Annotated in this window: 12 protein-coding genes and 1 tRNA gene; 6 read left to right on the top strand and 7 right to left on the bottom strand. The window is 53.5% G+C overall.

Features of this window, described 5'->3' with window-relative positions; translation table 11 throughout:
* Positions 1 to 7: 7 nt before the first annotated feature.
* Positions 8 to 80: transfer RNA gene (locus RHH81_RS06950), tRNA-Phe, on the bottom strand.
* A 169-nt stretch (positions 81 to 249) separates the two neighbouring features.
* Here RHH81_RS06950 and RHH81_RS06945 point away from each other — a divergent pair.
* From RHH81_RS06945 to RHH81_RS06935, 3 genes are all read left to right on the top strand, one after another.
* On the top strand, positions 250 to 1,884 hold the full coding sequence (locus RHH81_RS06945; protein WP_302677888.1) for an alpha-D-glucose phosphate-specific phosphoglucomutase: 1,635 nt from the start codon (positions 250 to 252) through the stop codon (positions 1,882 to 1,884).
* Positions 1,885 to 1,889: 5 nt separating this feature from the next.
* Positions 1,890 to 3,203: an exonuclease subunit SbcD gene (gene sbcD, locus RHH81_RS06940; RefSeq protein ID WP_206199544.1), complete on the top strand. Its 1,314-nt coding sequence runs from the start codon at positions 1,890 to 1,892 to the stop codon at positions 3,201 to 3,203.
* Positions 3,204 to 3,267: 64 nt separating this feature from the next.
* Positions 3,268 to 4,005 carry a Uma2 family endonuclease gene (locus tag RHH81_RS06935; protein ID WP_310744274.1) on the top strand — a complete coding sequence of 246 codons (738 nt, stop codon included), beginning with the start codon at positions 3,268 to 3,270 and terminating at the stop codon, positions 4,003 to 4,005.
* 163 nt (positions 4,006 to 4,168) lie between these two features.
* Here RHH81_RS06935 and RHH81_RS06930 read toward each other — a convergent pair whose 3' ends face one another.
* From RHH81_RS06930 to RHH81_RS06920, 3 genes are read right to left on the bottom strand one after another with little or no spacing between them, the layout of a single operon-like run.
* Positions 4,169 to 6,589 (bottom strand): CHAT domain-containing protein, encoded by a 2,421-nt coding sequence (locus tag RHH81_RS06930; protein WP_310742810.1) that lies wholly within the window; start codon positions 6,587 to 6,589, stop codon positions 4,169 to 4,171.
* Positions 6,590 to 6,619: 30 nt separating this feature from the next.
* Positions 6,620 to 8,002, bottom strand: coding sequence for a DUF1822 family protein (locus tag RHH81_RS06925; RefSeq protein ID WP_310742809.1), 1,383 nt, complete (start codon positions 8,000 to 8,002; stop codon positions 6,620 to 6,622).
* A 54-nt stretch (positions 8,003 to 8,056) separates the two neighbouring features.
* Entirely contained in the window at positions 8,057 to 9,214 is a 1,158-nt protein-coding gene (locus tag RHH81_RS06920; protein WP_310742808.1) for a sigma-70 family RNA polymerase sigma factor, read from the bottom strand.
* 290 nt (positions 9,215 to 9,504) lie between these two features.
* Between RHH81_RS06920 and RHH81_RS06915 the strand changes: the two genes are divergently transcribed.
* Positions 9,505 to 10,392 carry an MBL fold metallo-hydrolase gene (locus RHH81_RS06915; protein ID WP_206199539.1) on the top strand — a complete coding sequence of 296 codons (888 nt, stop codon included), beginning with the start codon at positions 9,505 to 9,507 and terminating at the stop codon, positions 10,390 to 10,392.
* Positions 10,393 to 10,396: 4 nt separating this feature from the next.
* Positions 10,397 to 11,101 carry a triacylglycerol lipase gene (locus RHH81_RS06910; RefSeq protein WP_206199538.1) on the top strand — a complete coding sequence of 235 codons (705 nt, stop codon included), beginning with the start codon at positions 10,397 to 10,399 and terminating at the stop codon, positions 11,099 to 11,101.
* On the opposite strand, the gene trmB is transcribed toward RHH81_RS06910, so the two are convergent.
* Positions 11,098 to 11,739 carry a tRNA (guanosine(46)-N7)-methyltransferase TrmB gene (gene trmB, locus RHH81_RS06905; RefSeq protein ID WP_255521432.1) on the bottom strand — a complete coding sequence of 214 codons (642 nt, stop codon included), beginning with the start codon at positions 11,737 to 11,739 and terminating at the stop codon, positions 11,098 to 11,100. The genes RHH81_RS06910 and trmB overlap by 4 nt on opposite strands.
* Positions 11,740 to 11,893: 154 nt before the next feature.
* A complete protein-coding gene (locus RHH81_RS06900; RefSeq protein ID WP_310742807.1) occupies positions 11,894 to 13,339 on the bottom strand; it encodes an ammonium transporter in 1,446 nt (481 codons plus the stop codon).
* 261 nt (positions 13,340 to 13,600) lie between these two features.
* Between RHH81_RS06900 and RHH81_RS06895 the strand changes: the two genes are divergently transcribed.
* Positions 13,601 to 14,464 carry a Tab2/Atab2 family RNA-binding protein gene (locus RHH81_RS06895; RefSeq protein WP_206199536.1) on the top strand — a complete coding sequence of 288 codons (864 nt, stop codon included), beginning with the start codon at positions 13,601 to 13,603 and terminating at the stop codon, positions 14,462 to 14,464.
* Between the two features lie 13 nt (positions 14,465 to 14,477).
* Here the strand turns inward: RHH81_RS06895 and dapB are convergent, their stop codons facing one another.
* Positions 14,478 to 15,293 (bottom strand): 4-hydroxy-tetrahydrodipicolinate reductase, encoded by an 816-nt coding sequence (gene dapB / locus RHH81_RS06890; protein WP_206199535.1) that lies wholly within the window; start codon positions 15,291 to 15,293, stop codon positions 14,478 to 14,480.
* Positions 15,294 to 15,349: the final 56 nt, after the last annotated feature.

The raw sequence follows: 15,349 nt of genomic DNA, 5'->3' as shown, positions 1-15,349 counted from the left end.
TCGGCGATGCCAGGAGCCAGAATTGAACTGGCGACACGAGGATTTTCAGTCCTCTGCTCTACCAACTGAGCTATCCCGGCTTGAAAGTGCTTCATGATTCTAGCAAGCGTCTAGGTGCGATGACAAGTCTCTCAGAAAATCAATTAGGGCAAAGGCATACTATCGCATACTATATGGAAAGGTCTTGACCACGATTCTGGAGCCGACTAAGCTGCCCTTATAGTGACAGTCCCCTTGTGGAGCCTCCTAATGGGTATTCAAGTTGTTGCCACCACTCCCTTCAAGGATCAAAAACCCGGCACCTCTGGGTTGCGTAAGGCGGTACCTGTTTTCCAGCAGCCCCATTATCTGGAAAACTTTATCCAAGCGATTTTTGACACCATTGAGGCACCGCAGGGGCAAACCCTTGTCCTAGGGGGTGATGGCCGTTACTTCAATGCTGAGGCGATCCAAGTCATCCTCAAAATGGCTGCAGCCAATGGCTTTGCACGGGTCAAGGTGGGGCAAAATGGCATTCTCTCAACGCCAGCCGCCTCCTGTGTGATTCGCAAGTATGGGGCGATCGGTGGCATTATTCTCTCAGCCAGTCACAACCCCGCAGGGCCACAGGGAGATTTTGGCGTTAAGTTCAATATTGCCAATGGCGGGCCTGCGCCAGAGAAAGTGACCAACGCGATCTATGAGCGGAGCCTTGCCCTCACCAGCTACAAAATCTACACAGCCCCCGATGTGAATCTGCACACCCTTGGGGAGTTTCCCTTGGGTGAAATGATTGTTGAAGTCATTGACCCCGTCGCCGATTATCAAACATTGCTGGAGACTCTTTTTGACTTTGATTGTATTGCTGAGGTCATTCGCACCGGGAAGCTGCGCCTTGTCTTTGATGCCATGCACGCGGTTACGGGACCTTATGCCCATCGGATCATTGAAAAACGCCTAGGGGCACCCCAAGGCACGGTGCAAAATGGTGTGCCGCTACCGGACTTTGGTGGTGGTCATCCCGACCCCAATTTGGTCTATGCCCATGACTTGGTGCAGCAACTCTTTGGCGAGCAGGCTCCTGATTTTGGTGCGGCCTCCGATGGTGATGGCGATCGCAACATGATTTTAGGGGCTAATTGTTTTGTTACCCCTAGCGACAGCCTTGCGATTTTGGCCGCCAATGCCACCCTGGTGCCCGGCTATAAAGACGGCTTAGCGGGGATTGCCCGTTCGATGCCCACGAGTCAAGCGGCTGATCGCGTTGCGGCCAAGCTGGGGATTGACTGTTATGAAACCCCCACGGGCTGGAAGTTCTTTGGCAACCTCCTCGATGCCGGTAAAGCCACTCTCTGCGGTGAGGAAAGTTTTGGTACTGGCTCCAACCACGTGCGCGAGAAAGATGGCCTCTGGGCTGTGCTTTTTTGGTTGAATATCTTGGCTGTCCGCCAAACCTCCGTGGCCGAGATTGTCAAAGCCCATTGGCAAACCTATGGCCGCAACTACTACTCCCGCCATGACTACGAAGGCATTGAGAGCGATCGCGCCCACACCCTGATGAGCCAACTGGAGCAAAAACTGCCCAGCTTCGTGGGTCAGACCTTGGGTGCCTACACCGTGGCCACTGCCGATAACTTTAGCTACACCGATCCAGTGGATCACAGCGTCAGCCAAAATCAAGGGATTCGGCTGATTTTTGAGGATGGCAGTCGCATTGTCTATCGCCTATCGGGAACGGGAACCCAAGGGGCAACACTACGGGTCTATTTGGAGCGCTTTGAACCCAATCCTGCCCAGCAGCACCTCGATGCCCAAGTAGCACTCGCCGATTTAATTCAACTGGCCAATGAAGTGGCGAATATCCAAGGCTTAACGGGGCGCGATCGCCCCACGGTCATCACCTGATCGCTATGAAAATTCTCCATGTGTCCGATATTCACCTGGGCAGTGGCCTCAGTCATGGCCACATTAACCCGGCCACCGGCTTGAATACGCGCCTTGAGGATTTTATTGCTGCTCTGGCCACCTGTATTGACCGTGCCCTCAGTGAACCCGTTGATCTGGTGCTCTTTGGCGGTGATGCCTTTCCCGATGCCACGCCACCCCCTCTCGTCCATGAAGCCTTTGCCAGCCAATTTCGCCGCTTGGCCGATGCCCGCATTCCCACGGTTTTGCTGGTGGGCAACCACGATCAGCACGCCCAAGGACAGGGGGGCGCGAGCCTCAGTCTTTATCGCACCCTTGGGGTGCCCGGTTTTATCGTGGGCGATCGCTTGGCTACCCATCGCATTGAAACTCGCCGGGGTAGTGTTCAAGTCATTACCCTCCCTTGGTTAACGCGATCTACGCTCCTCACTCGGCCAGAAACCAGTGGCCTTTCCCTTGCGGAGGTGCATCAACTGCTCCTAGAGCGGCTGCGCCTTGCCCTTGAGGGGGAAATTCGCCAACTTGATCCGGCCTTGCCCACTGTCTTACTGGCTCATGCCATGGTGGACACCGCCCAGTACGGCTCTGAACGCTATTTGAGTGCCGGCAAAGGTTTTACGATTCCCCTGAGTTTTTTGGCGCGCCCCTGTTTTGACTATGTTGCCCTTGGCCATGTGCATCGCCATCAAGTCCTGTGTCACGATCCACCCGTGGTCTATCCCGGCAGCATTGAGCGGGTGGATTTTGGTGAAGAGGGGGAAGAAAAGGGCTATGTCTTAGTGAACCTTGCTAAGGGCAAAACAGAATTTCAGTTTTGTCCCCTACCCACCCGCCCCTTCCGCACCATTCGTGTGGACTTAACCGAGCTGGAACTGGATCCCCAAGCCGCCCTCTTGGGGGCGATCGCCAGCGGGGAGATCAGCGGGGCTGTGGTGCGGGTCATGTATCAACTGCGCCCCGATCAAATTCCCCTGATCAACCTCCATGAGCTGCAAAAAGCACTAGAGAGTGCCCACAGCGTCAGCCTTCTGCCCCAACTAGTGAATAGCCAGCCCATTGCCCGCCTGCCAGAAGTTGCCCTCGAACAGTGCCTTGACCCCAGCCATGCCCTGCAACTCTATCTGGATCATCACCCTGACCTTGAACCGCTGCACCAAGATCTGCTAGCGGCACTCCAAACCCTTAATGGCCACTCTGAAGAAGAGAGTCAAGACACTCCAGAGATGCCGCGATCGCCTGAAGGGCGCGCTGCGCGAACGCCCGAACCTGTGATTCAGCAACTGAAATTGCTCTCCTAGCCTGAAGTTAAGCTTTGACTCAAGTCCGGTAGGCTAGGCTGGAGTTAGGCATTAAAAATTGTGTTTGAATTTGCGAGATTCAGCCATGACTCAGACTCCCGTTAGAAAGGTTACCTTTGCGGAGTTCCTTGATTATGATGCGGCAGATCATCGCATTGAATTAGAAAATGGCGAAATTATTACCATGCCAACCGGTAGCCCCCTACATATCGCAATTATCCGATTTTTATTCACCACGCTTGAAAACGAAATTAAGGGGAATCATTTACCCTTCGAAATTTTCCCCGGTGGCATTGGCGTGCGCACTGGCTTGCGAACATCACGGGAACCAGACTTATGCATTTTGCACCGCGAAGAATGGGACGCTCTGCGCAAACAAAATCCGCTTTCGGCGATCGTCGAACGCCCACCGCTTTTAGTGGTAGAAGTGGTTAGTCCGGGCAATGGGAATCGCGATCGCCCAAAGGGCGCGCTTCGCGATCGCGACTATCACACAAAACGTCGAGAGTATGCCGAAATGGGCATTCCTGAATATTGGATCGTTGACCCTGAAGAACAAAAGGTGGTGCTTTGCGTTGTAGTCGGTCAATCTTATCAGCTCACCGAATTGCAAGGACAATCCCTAATTCGATCAACGCTACTCCCGCAATTGGTGTTGAGGGCTGAGCAACTCTTCAACCTTGAGCACCCCCCAAAGCAGTGGTCACTTTTCTCAGAGGTTAGGGCGAAAGCCCATGGCTTGGAATCTGAGGGAGACAGGGCAAGAGGGTGCTCGGCATCTTGGGCAAACTTTTTCTTCTAGCTTGTTGACATTTTTTCTCATCTGCCTTAGGCTAAGTTTTAGTGTTCTCCTCTCTGAGGAATCGGCAGGCGGGGTCAGTCATTGCGACGACCCCATTTTTTCTTTAGTCGCTACGGTTGATCCTCAGAAAGCGCTCGATCTCCCGCCCCTTCGGGGAAGTTAACTATTGCCAAAGATTTGCAAGTTCTTGGTAGGGAATATGGCGGCTACAGTACCACAGCACGGTATAGGGAGCCATCAGGTAGGGTTCTTCTTGCGCCTTAAAAACCGCAATTTTCTGGCAAACCCACGGGATGACTGTAGTTGAGATGTAGGGAGTTAGGGGCTGCTGCAATTCATCGAGAGCCGCTAGGCCATAGTAAAAGCCGAGAATATCTTGGGTTTCCTGCGCCTTGACCAAGAGCGATCGCAGGGTCGCCAACACAAGGGGATGCTCAGGGGAAATGCGGTGAAGGGCCCGCACCGCCGCCATCAATGTTTCCAGATCGTAGGCCTGCTGCTCAATGATTAACTCAAGGGTGTCAATGGCTTGGGGATGATTCGGACTAACAATGCCAAGGGCGCCGGCAAGGGCAATCTGGTGGGACTGCACCGTGGCCAAGCCCAAATAGCGCTCTAGTCGGCCAACAACCTCCCACTGCCGCACCCCCGCTTGGTGTAAACAGCAACTGGCAAGGATCACATCCTCTAGGTATGAGGAGTTACGAAAAATTTCTAGGGCAACATTGCTAGCTTCAACCGCCCAACGGCCTTTTGCCGTAATCAGAACAGAGGCGATCGCCAGTTTCAGGCGGTTAGACTGTTGGGGATAATGGAGCAGCCGCTGTAAAAACTGCTGTAGGCGCTCTCCCGTGGTGCTGTCCCAAACGCTCCTGACCAGCTTGGCATCTAGCTCCTTGAGAAATTGCTGACACTCCGCTAATAGCTCTTCGCGCACTTGGGGCTTGGTGTCTTGGCGTAAGGTATCCTCTAAAACTTGAAACGCTGTACTGAGGTGGCTGACATTGGGATATTGCTGCGCAATTAAAAAAGCGGCACGGACACGGGGGAGACCCCGCTGCTCCACCACCAAGGATTCCAAGTAAGGCAGCAGCTGTTGGCTAGAGATCCGCGGTAGAAGTTGCCGAGCCTCAGCCTCTAGGGCAGGAAAGAAAAAGGCCAACTCCGCTTGAGGGGAAAAGCCACCGATAGTGCGCTCGAGGCCGCAGACCCAGTGGGCAACATTCGCAAAGGCATCTTGGTAGTTTTGCTGTGGCCTTTGGGGACTGCAACCCCCAGGAATTGCTGTCACCCAGCGACTAGGATCTTGGGCGTGGGGCAGGAGTTGCGCCAGTTCCAGTTGCCAGCGACACCAGTAGAGGAATGCGGGAAATTTAGAAACCCTTGGGGAGGAGCGATCGCCCCCAGACACACCAACTGTAACAGCAGGGGCTTCTGATCGGCGTAAATGGTGCCAGTGGGGGCAGCGCGCTTGGGGATGGCGGCAAATGAGGGGCAGGGCCGACGTTCCCGGCAGATACTCATCACAGCGACTCAGTTCGCGTAATTGCGATCGCGCTTGAGCTACAGCGGCATAGAGATCTGCACCGCCGTGAAAGTTCTGTAAAAAGTACTTCAAAAACAACTCAGCGGCAATATTCGGAACCGCTTCGCGCATCACGATCGCGTGGGGCAAGCCCAACTGAATCAAAAACTGTCCTAGGGGAATACTGTCGCAGGAATTAAAGATCGCCAGTTGCAGCCCCTGCTTCACTGCGGTTTTAAGCGTCTCATAAAGCCTGTAAATCTGTAATGGTTCCTCTTCATTGTTGATAATAATGCCATTACCCTGACTATGCCCAGCAAAAAAGAGAATGTCCCAGGGCTGACACCACAGGGAATAGAGTTCACTTAATTGGGGCGATCGCAGGCAGTGGAGTTCGACATTGGGTAACGCCCTGAGAGCCTCAAGATCCCCCTTGAGATCAAGGTCGCCACTCGCGCCAAAAATTGCCAGAATCCGTACTCCCTCATGGTGCGCTGTCGAAGACTTCAGGGACTGATACACCATTGGTGAAAACACCACATCCAGATTGCTGTGTTGGCGAATCGGTGTCCAGTCGTGCCATGGATAGTGCCACAGTTCAACAAAATCTGTCTGCACAGAAATGCGGTGAATCTCGTTCATCGGCGGCGGCAAGATAAAGTTGCCTAGGCCAAAAAATGAAGTCTGCTCCTTAGAAAGTGAAGTTTGCTCATTGATCTGTTCCTCGCAGAGATAACTGATGCGCGTATTGTGCAACCACGTGCCAAGGGTAGTCACAAGGTCAGTGTAGTTTTGCCGTACCTCTTTAAGGAGGGTGGGTTGCTGAGTACCAATGTTCGTAATCTGGTTACCGCTAGCCCCCAGACGAGTATTCTTCGCATAGCCGTGATAGGCGTCGCGCCACTGCCGATACCGGTGCGGAAGGTGAGGCATTGCTGGAAACTCTACAGGATACACCCCATAGGCATCCACTTGGCTTTCTGTCCCCAATAATAGGCGACCCTTGAAGGAATGCTGCTCAAGGCAACCCCCGTAGATTTCAAGACAGACGTGTTTCATCGCAGCGGCAATCAAAAAGAGCCAATGCAGCTAGACAACAAAAGTTTCCGTGATCTTAGCATCTCCATAGGCCAATGTGATGCCAAAAGTTTCGCCAATTTGTCCCCAAAACTTGTACTGCACCGCTTGATCCTGCTGCCGACTAGTGACTTGGGCAAAGGTATTGCCATTGGCCTCAGTAATCATCAAAACCAAGTCTGGGGGCAACGTTTCACCTACCTTGAGGGCAGTGACGCGCACAAGAATATTGGCAGACATCGTATCTCGCGGCAGTACGGCCATGACCAAGCCGAAGGACTGTCCGCCGAGGGCAAGACCCAAGTCCACGGTACGAGTTTTCCACACCCCTGCTTCTGGGGCAGTGGCATCTTGAGCGTGGAGATATTCTGCCGCCATCCAGCGCAATCCTTCATCGGCAGTGGTGGCAATCAGGTCTTTGAGGAGGGCAACCGCTTGGCGACAATCCTCCGTTTCCAAGGCTTGGCGTAATTGAGCTTGAGCTTGCATGGCTTCTAAGGTGTCATTGGAGCGCAATGCCCACTCTGGCGATGTCCAGCCCAGCTTCCAACTGAGATAGGGATTGAGCATCGCGCCCTCCTCAAGCAGTTCCTGCACGTCTTGCCACACTTGACCCAACAGGTTGCTCACGCCCTTGGTCTTGGCATAAAGCCAGAGACTCAGCCGCTGCGGATGACAGGCCAAAAAGAGATCAAGGCGATGGCGAGGTTGCCCAATGATGTGCAGCCATTCCTCTAGGGGCAACACCAAGCGGGGCAAGAGCATCTCACCACTGGCAATTTGCTGAAGCGTGGCTGTGGGAATCGCAGTTGCGGCAGGTGATGGAACAGGGATGTGATGGCAGGCCGGCAAGGCAGCGAGGAGGGGCACATCTTCGATCATGTCCTCGCGATCGAGGGTGTAGGTACGGCTCAAGGCATCAATGGCAGAACGATTCACACTGCTGCTTGGTGCATAGCCCCAGAGTCTGACCTGCGCTTCTTCGGCAAAGACTTGTACGCCCAAGATGTAATCGGGTTTCCAAGCGGCAATGTGCAACCATTCCTGAGGAATGCGGCACTCGTCAAGCTCTATAGAAGTATCAGGCACAATCAACACTTGACCAATGGCGGTCGTCAAGAGGGTGCCGTTGACAAACTCCCAGAAGATGGGCAGTTCGACGGTGGAGAGGAAGGGGTCGGCACTAATGCCCATTGCTGCGAACCAGTTACGTACGGCTACATAGGCCATCGCATTTATTCGCACACTGCCACGACGGTAAGCGCGGGCAGCCGCTGTGATCTGCTCAATCCACTGGCGATCGCCAGCATCTGCTAAATCAATGTGAACGTGTTCCGTGTGCGCCATCGGTGGCGCATCTATGGCAGTGAGAAACGAAAGTGATAGCGATGTCATGGTTCCTTACCTAAGTACAACAACTCCCAAAAGTTCATACCGTTTACAAAACAGTCAAGATGCACCCTCATAACGACAGTGTTCTGCCATACCTACCTGATCACACCGCTGACAAGACCCTGCTAACACCTTATAACCCTCCTTCAACCACAGGTTGACAGCCACTGTTGCCTCCTTAAGGCGTTGAGGATGCGTAGGTTGGTTAAGGCCGGCGAGTAGCGCTTTCACCAAATGACCACGAATCCGCTCTAGGGCACGAGACACTTGATATTGTTTTGCAAAGCCTAAGTGCTGGGCAATTGCTTGTTGGCTGACCTGCTCGCAATAGTACAGACAAAACACCTGACGACTAGTGTCATCCAGTGCTGCAATCGCATTTTTCATCATTTCAAAGACCCGTTTAAGGGTTTCCTGTTCTTCCTGTTTCAGGGTTGCTTCCCAAGGCGTATTTCCTCCTTCTAGGGTGTCCCAAAACCTTTGCTCAGCAGGATTCACCACCTGTGGTTGGCGATAAGCTCGCAAGGCAGCGATCGCTGTGCGGAGCAGGGTTTCAACTTCGCTAGGGGTTACAGCGGGGAGATCAGGACAACATTGACGATAGGTTTTAGCCACCTGAGCCAGCAGTGCCTGATCGGGAGCAGTGGTCTGATCCGCCAACTCCTGCCACAATTCGACAAGGGCACAGACTTGACGAACTCGATCTTCTGTGTATCCTTGGTTCCCCAAGGCTGAGGAGAGAGAACGCAGACCACTGTGTTTGAGTAGACCCCAATCTGATTTCCGAACCCCCACCAGCGCAGCATACACACCGTCATAGATACGGAGATAGGCATAGGTGGATAGCCGCGTACCCCGCTCGGGCTTAAATTTGCTCAATAACTTGAGGGGATCATTAGTGAGACAGCAAGCCTGCTGAAAACAGTCACTGACCTGATGCATCCCGCCCAGTTTCTCCCGCAGGGTCATGGCTACAGACCAACTAGTTTCTTGGAGATAGCAAAATAGACCCCGCTGCCAGTACTGGGCATCATCATGGTTCGGCTGACTCTGTAATTTTTGGAGGAGGAAGACAGCCGTCGGCTCTGGCTCCTCGAGGTTGTACCCCGCTGCTGTGAAGTAGGCCTGTAGTTGGCGATCTCGATACCAGCGCGGGCGATCGGAACCGTCAAATCGGAGCAAAGCAATGAGTTTATCGCAGGGTTGGCGTGTCATCAATCGCTCTCACTAGATATCAATCAAAGGACAACCGTACGAAGAAACGTGACTGCCTGTTTTATTCACTCCTCATTATTCATCCATCCTCCTGTTACAACCCTCTATTCATTTATCCAATGGCGTTTTTACAAATATGCACTCACCTTGCAGATTTTAGAAAAAATTTTTCACCAACCTTCGTGGCGGCTAGCCCCCACTCTATCAACTCCTAGCGTCACAGGGGGAGGATGATCCATATCACAAGTCAAGCGTGTTTTCTGTGGCACACTACGATCAAGATTTGCGATATGCCCATGTTCAACCCACTCACCATTCGGTTTTGGGGCGTGCGCGGCAGTATTCCCTGTCCCGGTTCCCACACTGTCCGCTATGGCGGTAACACTCCCTGCGTGGAAATTCAAGCTAATGGTCAACGCATCATTTTTGACGGCGGTACGGGTTTACGGGTTCTGGGGGAGCACTTAATGAGTCAACATCCGGTGGCGGCACATTTATTCTTTACCCATACCCACTGGGATCATATTCAGGGTTTTCCCTTCTTTCAGCCCGCCTTTGTACCGGGGAATCAGTTCCATATCTACGCAGTGCCGGGGAAAAATGGTCAGGGCATTGAACGACGACTGAATGATCAAATGCTGCACCCCAACTTTCCTGTCCCGTTGCAGATTATGGGGGGAGATTTGCGTTTTTATGACTTGGAGGCGGGCGAACAGGTACACCTAGGCGGCGGTGTGGTGGTGAGTAATGAAGCCCTGAATCATCCGGGTGGGGGGGTGGGCTACCGTGTGAGTTGGCAGGGTATCCATGTGGCCTATATCACAGACACGGAGCATTTGCCTGATCAGCTGCATCCGGGGGCGTTTGCCTTGGCCGATCGCGCCGATGTGATGATCTACGATGCCACCTATACCGATGAAGAATACTATCACCCGCAGCAGAGCAAGGTGGGGTGGGGGCATTCCACATGGCAGGAGGCGGTTAAGCTTGCCCAAGCCGCCCAGGTCAAGCAACTGATTTTGTTTCACCATGACCCTAGCCATGATGATGACTGTCTAGATCGCATTGGTGAGTTGGCACGGGCACGATTTCCGCAGACGCTGCTGGCTCGCGAGGGGCTAATGATTTCCGTCTATCCAAATGTGATACACTTCCCGGCGACGCCTCAAGCAAGTTAGTCCTGTGTTGCCTGTCGTTATTTTGCCGGGATATTTAGCGGCTGCCCCTGAGTACTACCCACTGCGGGATTATCTGCGGCAATTGGGGTTTGTGGCGGAGGTGGTGCCCCTCAGGGTACGCTCGTGGTTTCCCACGTTGGGGGGGCGATCGGTGGCGCCAATTTTACAGGCCTTGGATACCACCATTCAGCATGTTCTGAATGCAACAGGGGCGTCCGCCGTGCATCTCATTGGCCACTCAGCGGGGGGCTGGATTAGCCGCATTTACCTAGGGGATCAACCCTATGAGAGCCAAGTTTGGGCGGGTCACAAATGGGTGCACACGCTAATCACGTTGGGTACTCCCCATCGGAGTCAGGAGCGTTGGACGCGCCGCAATCTTGACTTTGTGAACACCACCTACCCCGGCGCTTATTACCCCAAAATTCGCTATGTCTGTCTGGCGGGCAAGGCCATCTATGGCACACCACGCGGTTCGTTTGCCAATTGGTTTACGTATCAAAGCTATAAACTCACCTGTGGCGAGGGTGCCTGTTGGGGAGATGGGGTGACACCGGTGGCAGCAGCCCACCTTGAGGGGGCAGAGAATCTGGTCTATGAAGATGTGCTCCATGCGCCTCGCAGTCGCTTGCGCGATCGCCCCGATGCCCCTTGGTACGGCTCCCCAGCAATTGTCGCTACTTGGCAGCAGTATTTGAAAGCCAGTTAGAGGGCACACCGCTCAAATTGCCAGCGGTAAACGGGTAATCCTTTACTGAGGACACATTTTTCCCGTTCTGTCGCGACGGGCCAAGGACTCTGGGGTAACCAATCGGTACAGGTTGAGCTAAAGGCGGCATGGGCACGAAACTGTTGCACCATTGATTCAGCCACCTCAAAGACATCTGACTGAAGGACAACACGCCCACCAGCGGGCAGGAGTTCGGCAAGGGTGGCCACCAGTTCAGGGGTGACGACGCGGCGTTTATGGTGACGGCGCTTGAACCACGGATCTGGAAACTGAATCGTGACGGTGTGCAGGGGGAGTCCGCGGAGGATTTTGCCCAAGTGGACATTGGCATTGCCCCAAAGGTAGTGGAGGTTCCGAAGTTGCTGGCGATCGCGCCGCTCATTGGCTGCCACCACCAGCGGGTAGCGAATTTCCAGACCCAGAAAATTTTGCTCTGGATACAGTGCTGCCATTTCTAACAAGAACGTGCCCTTGGCACAGCCAATATCGAGATGTAAAGGCTGCGAAGGTTGCTCGTAAATCGTTGACCAATCGGGAACAGCAATGTCCTGCTGGAACTTTTGACTGAGAGGGTTAACGTGTTGTCGCACCCGTACCGCCATGGCGCGATCGCTCATCCAAAACTCCCTAATGTACTGCCGCTATAGCGTAGCGTATATCACTGCAAAGTTAGAAAAAAACTGCCCTCAAACGCTGAGGACAGCAAAAACCACCTAGGGCAATGGGATCGTTCAGCGGCGTGGTACGACCCCAAACTTATTGGCAGGCGAGTTACTCCTTCAAGAAACCGCTGTAGGCTTCCATGCCATGCTCGCCGATGTCCAAGCCTTTGAGTTCCTCTTCTTCGGAAACACGAATGCCAAGCGTTTGTTTCAGAGCCAGCCAAAAGATACTGGTCAGCAGTACAGTAAAGCCACCGACTGTTAAAATACCGATAATCTGAGCAATCAACTGAGTCACTCCGTGGCCGGTGAGCAAGCCTAACTCTTTGTCAAACAAGCCAACAGCTAAGGTACCCCAAGTGCCGCAGACCAAGTGGACAGAGGTGGCACCAACGGGGTCATCAATTTTGATGCGGTCAAAGAAAAGGACAGAATAGACCACAATCACACCGCCAATGGCACCAATGATCACGGCACTCCAGTAAGACACACCTGCACAGGGTGCTGTAATGGACACTAATCCCGCCAGAATACCGTTGATAATCATGGAGAGGTCAGGTTTACCAATGGCTAGCCAAGCGGTAATTGTTGCCGCAACCCCACCGGCTGCCGCCGCCAAGTTTGTTGTGACTGCGATGTAGGGTACAGCTTCATTTGCGGCCAGTTCAGAACCAGGGTTAAAACCAAACCAGCCGATCCAGAGGATCAAACACCCCAGCATGGCAAAGCCCATGTTGTGGCCGGGCAACGCCCGAGGCGTACCATCTGCGGCATACTTGCCAAGCCGTGGTCCTAGGAACGCAGCGCCCATCAGTGCCGACCAACCGCCTACGGCATGAACCACCGTTGAACCGGCAAAATCCTTAAAGGCAATATCTGGGCCAAGGAAACCAATGTTGCTGAGAAGGCCACCCCCCCAAACCCAGTGACCCGTAATGGGGTAAGAGATACCAGTGAGCAGGAGGCTGAAAATCAAAAAGTCAACAAACTTGATCCGCTCGGCCACTGCCCCAGAAACAATGGTGGCTGCGGTTCCTGCAAAGGCAGCTTGGAACAGAAAGGCCACAGCGATGGGTAAGCCCTCCGGAAAGGGATCAAGACCGTAGGTTTCGGGGTTTTCACTACTGAGGAAAAAGCCCCCCAAGCCAATAAAAGCATTGCCCTCGGTACCAAACATGAAAGAGAATCCGATCGCCCAGTAGGCAAGGGTGGCCAAGGCAAAAACAATGAGGTTCTTAGAAAGAATGTTGACAGCATTTTTCTGGCGGCAGAAGCCAGTTTCCAACATGCCGAAGCCAGCATTCATGAAAATCACCAGAATGGCTGCAATGAGTACCCAAATGGTGTTGAGTACGCCTTGAACTGTTTCAGGGGTGAGGGGTTCATCCTGTGCCTGAGCAGCCACTCCCCAAACAGCCACAATGATTAAAGCTAGGGGAATGCAGGCGACAAGGGCTGGCGATCGCCAGCGGAAATTGGGCTGCCGGTCAAGGTTGCGTAACGGGCGCTTTTGCCGTCTCGCACGTTTCAGTTTTAACTTGGACATCGCTTTCATTCTCAACGATTATGGAGTAGAGTTGCACATGAGTTCAGCGGAGGAGAAATCGCAGTTGCGGCACCATCGCGCCAGAAAGTGATCTGGCTGTTGTTTGGCTGGAGCTGAGCAAAGCATTGACCCGCAATTAACCTTTGATTGCACCAGTTCTCACAGTGGAAAATCTGTATCGGGTTATACATTTACCTTGACGGCCAAAACCGCCTATCCTAGGAAAGGCAAATAGCTTCAAGTTTGCGGGTAACGTTCCTCTAGGTGTGAATGGATACGATCTGGGAGTTGGATTTTTATTCCCGTCCCCTTGTGGATGAAAACAACAAAAAAATCTGGGAATTGCTGATTTGCGATCGCCAGCAACAATTTCAGTTCAGCAAAACTTGTGCCGGAGCTGAAGCCAATGCCCGCTGGTTAGAAGCTGCCCTCAAAGAAGCCATGGATCAATGGCGGCAGCAACTGGGACTGGCAAACAGTGCTCAACCCGATCGGGTACGTTTTTTCCGCCGAGCCATGACCAGCATTATTACGCGGGGGGGAGAAGCGGCAGGATTAGTGATGGTGCCCAGTCGGCGCACGTTTGCCCTCTATGATTGGCTGCGCGATCGCGCCACAAACCTCTATCCAACCCTACCCAACTACCAAGCCGATCTGGCAACGCCACCCCAGTTGATCCTCCCTGCGCCTCAACCTTTACCACCAGCCCTGAGGGGCGATCGCTGGCAATTCAGTGGTCTTCCTCTGGGGGAAATTAAAACGGCTGGTGAATGGGAACTGCCCTTTGGTGAGGTACCCCCACTGCCCTTTTTGACCCTCAGTGACGATACGCTACTGCCGGGGTTAATTATCTATTCGCAGCGCGCACTGCCCTTGGCGGGTTGGCTGTCGGGATTAGAGCCGGCCTATTTGAGTTTTGAGGAAGAACCTCAGCCGTTGCTAGTGTTGGAAACGGGAGCCAGCGATCGCTGGGTACTCATCAGTGGCCGCAATCCCCAGATTCAGAAAGAACTGGCCGCCTTTAGGGACGCCTGTACCCAAAGCCAAGGCTTGCATTTCATTGCCGTGAAGGAAAGACCAGAACAGGAGACCCTGCAAGGCTTTTGGTTGTTGCAGCAAACACCCGAAGTCTAAAGTTAAAGCGAAATTAGAGCAGCTTCTCCAAGCCATAGATCAAGCGCTTGAGCTGCCGTACTTTGCGGATTGCCAGCAGTACCCCCGGCATATAGCACTGGCGATCGCTGGTGTCATGGCGCAACGTATAAATTTGCCCCGGTGCGCCAAAAATCACCTCCTGATGGGCAATCAGTCCCGGCAAGCGCACACTGTGGATGCGAATCTCCCCCTCCGTACACGCCCCGCGGGCACCCCTGAGATGTTCCGACTCCTGCACTTGCGGTGGGTTAAAGGTTTTGCCCAATTCTGCTAAACGCTGCGCGGTTTGAATGGCGGTACCACTAGGAGCATCAGCCTTTTGGTTGTGGTGCAGTTCAATGATCTCCACATGGTCAAAATACTGGCTCGCCCGGATGGCCGCCTCCTGCAGTAACACCATACCAATGGAGAAGTTGGGAGCAATCACCCCCCCCATATCGGCTTTGTCAGCAAACTCGGCCAGATCTTCAATTTGTTCTGGACTCAAGCCCGTTGTTCCGACCACAGGATAGATACCGTAGGCGATCGCCATGCGCACATTTTCGTAGACGGCTGTGGGATGGGTAAAATCCACCATCACCACCCCTTGTTTTTCTTGGGCAGCGGCGACACACACCTCTTGCAAGCTGCCACTAATTGGAATGCCCAGCGCCCCTAGCCCTAGGACTTCACCAATATCCTCCCCCACCTGCTTGCGATCAACAGCAGCATAGAGGGCAGTGTCGGCAGCCTGTTGTACGGCTTTAACGACCTCGCGCCCCATTTTGCCGAGAGCACCGACAACAATGACCGGAATGGGTGTACTCATTCAAAACTCCGAACCGCGGCCATTGGCTAGGATAGCGCGATCGCTTGGCGATACAA

Origin of the sequence: Thermosynechococcus sp. PKX95, from assembly GCF_031583295.1 — a bacterium.
Lineage (GTDB): Bacteria > Cyanobacteriota > Cyanobacteriia > Thermosynechococcales > Thermosynechococcaceae > Thermosynechococcus.
The sequence above is the reverse complement of the archived record's forward strand: the minus strand, read 5'-3'. Positions and strand labels throughout refer to the sequence as shown.

What these genes read in the sequence shown, in the direction of transcription:
- RHH81_RS06895 (WP_206199536.1), top strand. Translation starts at nt 13,601, where the DNA reads ATGGATACGATCTGGGAGTTGGATTTTTATTCCCGTCCCCTTGTGGAT.
- RHH81_RS06920 (WP_310742808.1), bottom strand. Translation starts at nt 9,214, where the DNA reads ATGACACGCCAACCCTGCGATAAACTCATTGCTTTGCTCCGATTTGAC.
- RHH81_RS06945 (WP_302677888.1), top strand. Translation starts at nt 250, where the DNA reads ATGGGTATTCAAGTTGTTGCCACCACTCCCTTCAAGGATCAAAAACCC.
- RHH81_RS06900 (WP_310742807.1), bottom strand. Translation starts at nt 13,339, where the DNA reads ATGAAAGCGATGTCCAAGTTAAAACTGAAACGTGCGAGACGGCAAAAG.
- RHH81_RS06930 (WP_310742810.1), bottom strand. Translation starts at nt 6,589, where the DNA reads ATGAAACACGTCTGTCTTGAAATCTACGGGGGTTGCCTTGAGCAGCAT.
- RHH81_RS06915 (WP_206199539.1), top strand. Translation starts at nt 9,505, where the DNA reads ATGCCCATGTTCAACCCACTCACCATTCGGTTTTGGGGCGTGCGCGGC.
- sbcD (WP_206199544.1), top strand. Translation starts at nt 1,890, where the DNA reads ATGAAAATTCTCCATGTGTCCGATATTCACCTGGGCAGTGGCCTCAGT.
- trmB (WP_255521432.1), bottom strand. Translation starts at nt 11,739, where the DNA reads ATGAGCGATCGCGCCATGGCGGTACGGGTGCGACAACACGTTAACCCT.
- RHH81_RS06925 (WP_310742809.1), bottom strand. Translation starts at nt 8,002, where the DNA reads ATGACATCGCTATCACTTTCGTTTCTCACTGCCATAGATGCGCCACCG.
- dapB (WP_206199535.1), bottom strand. Translation starts at nt 15,293, where the DNA reads ATGAGTACACCCATTCCGGTCATTGTTGTCGGTGCTCTCGGCAAAATG.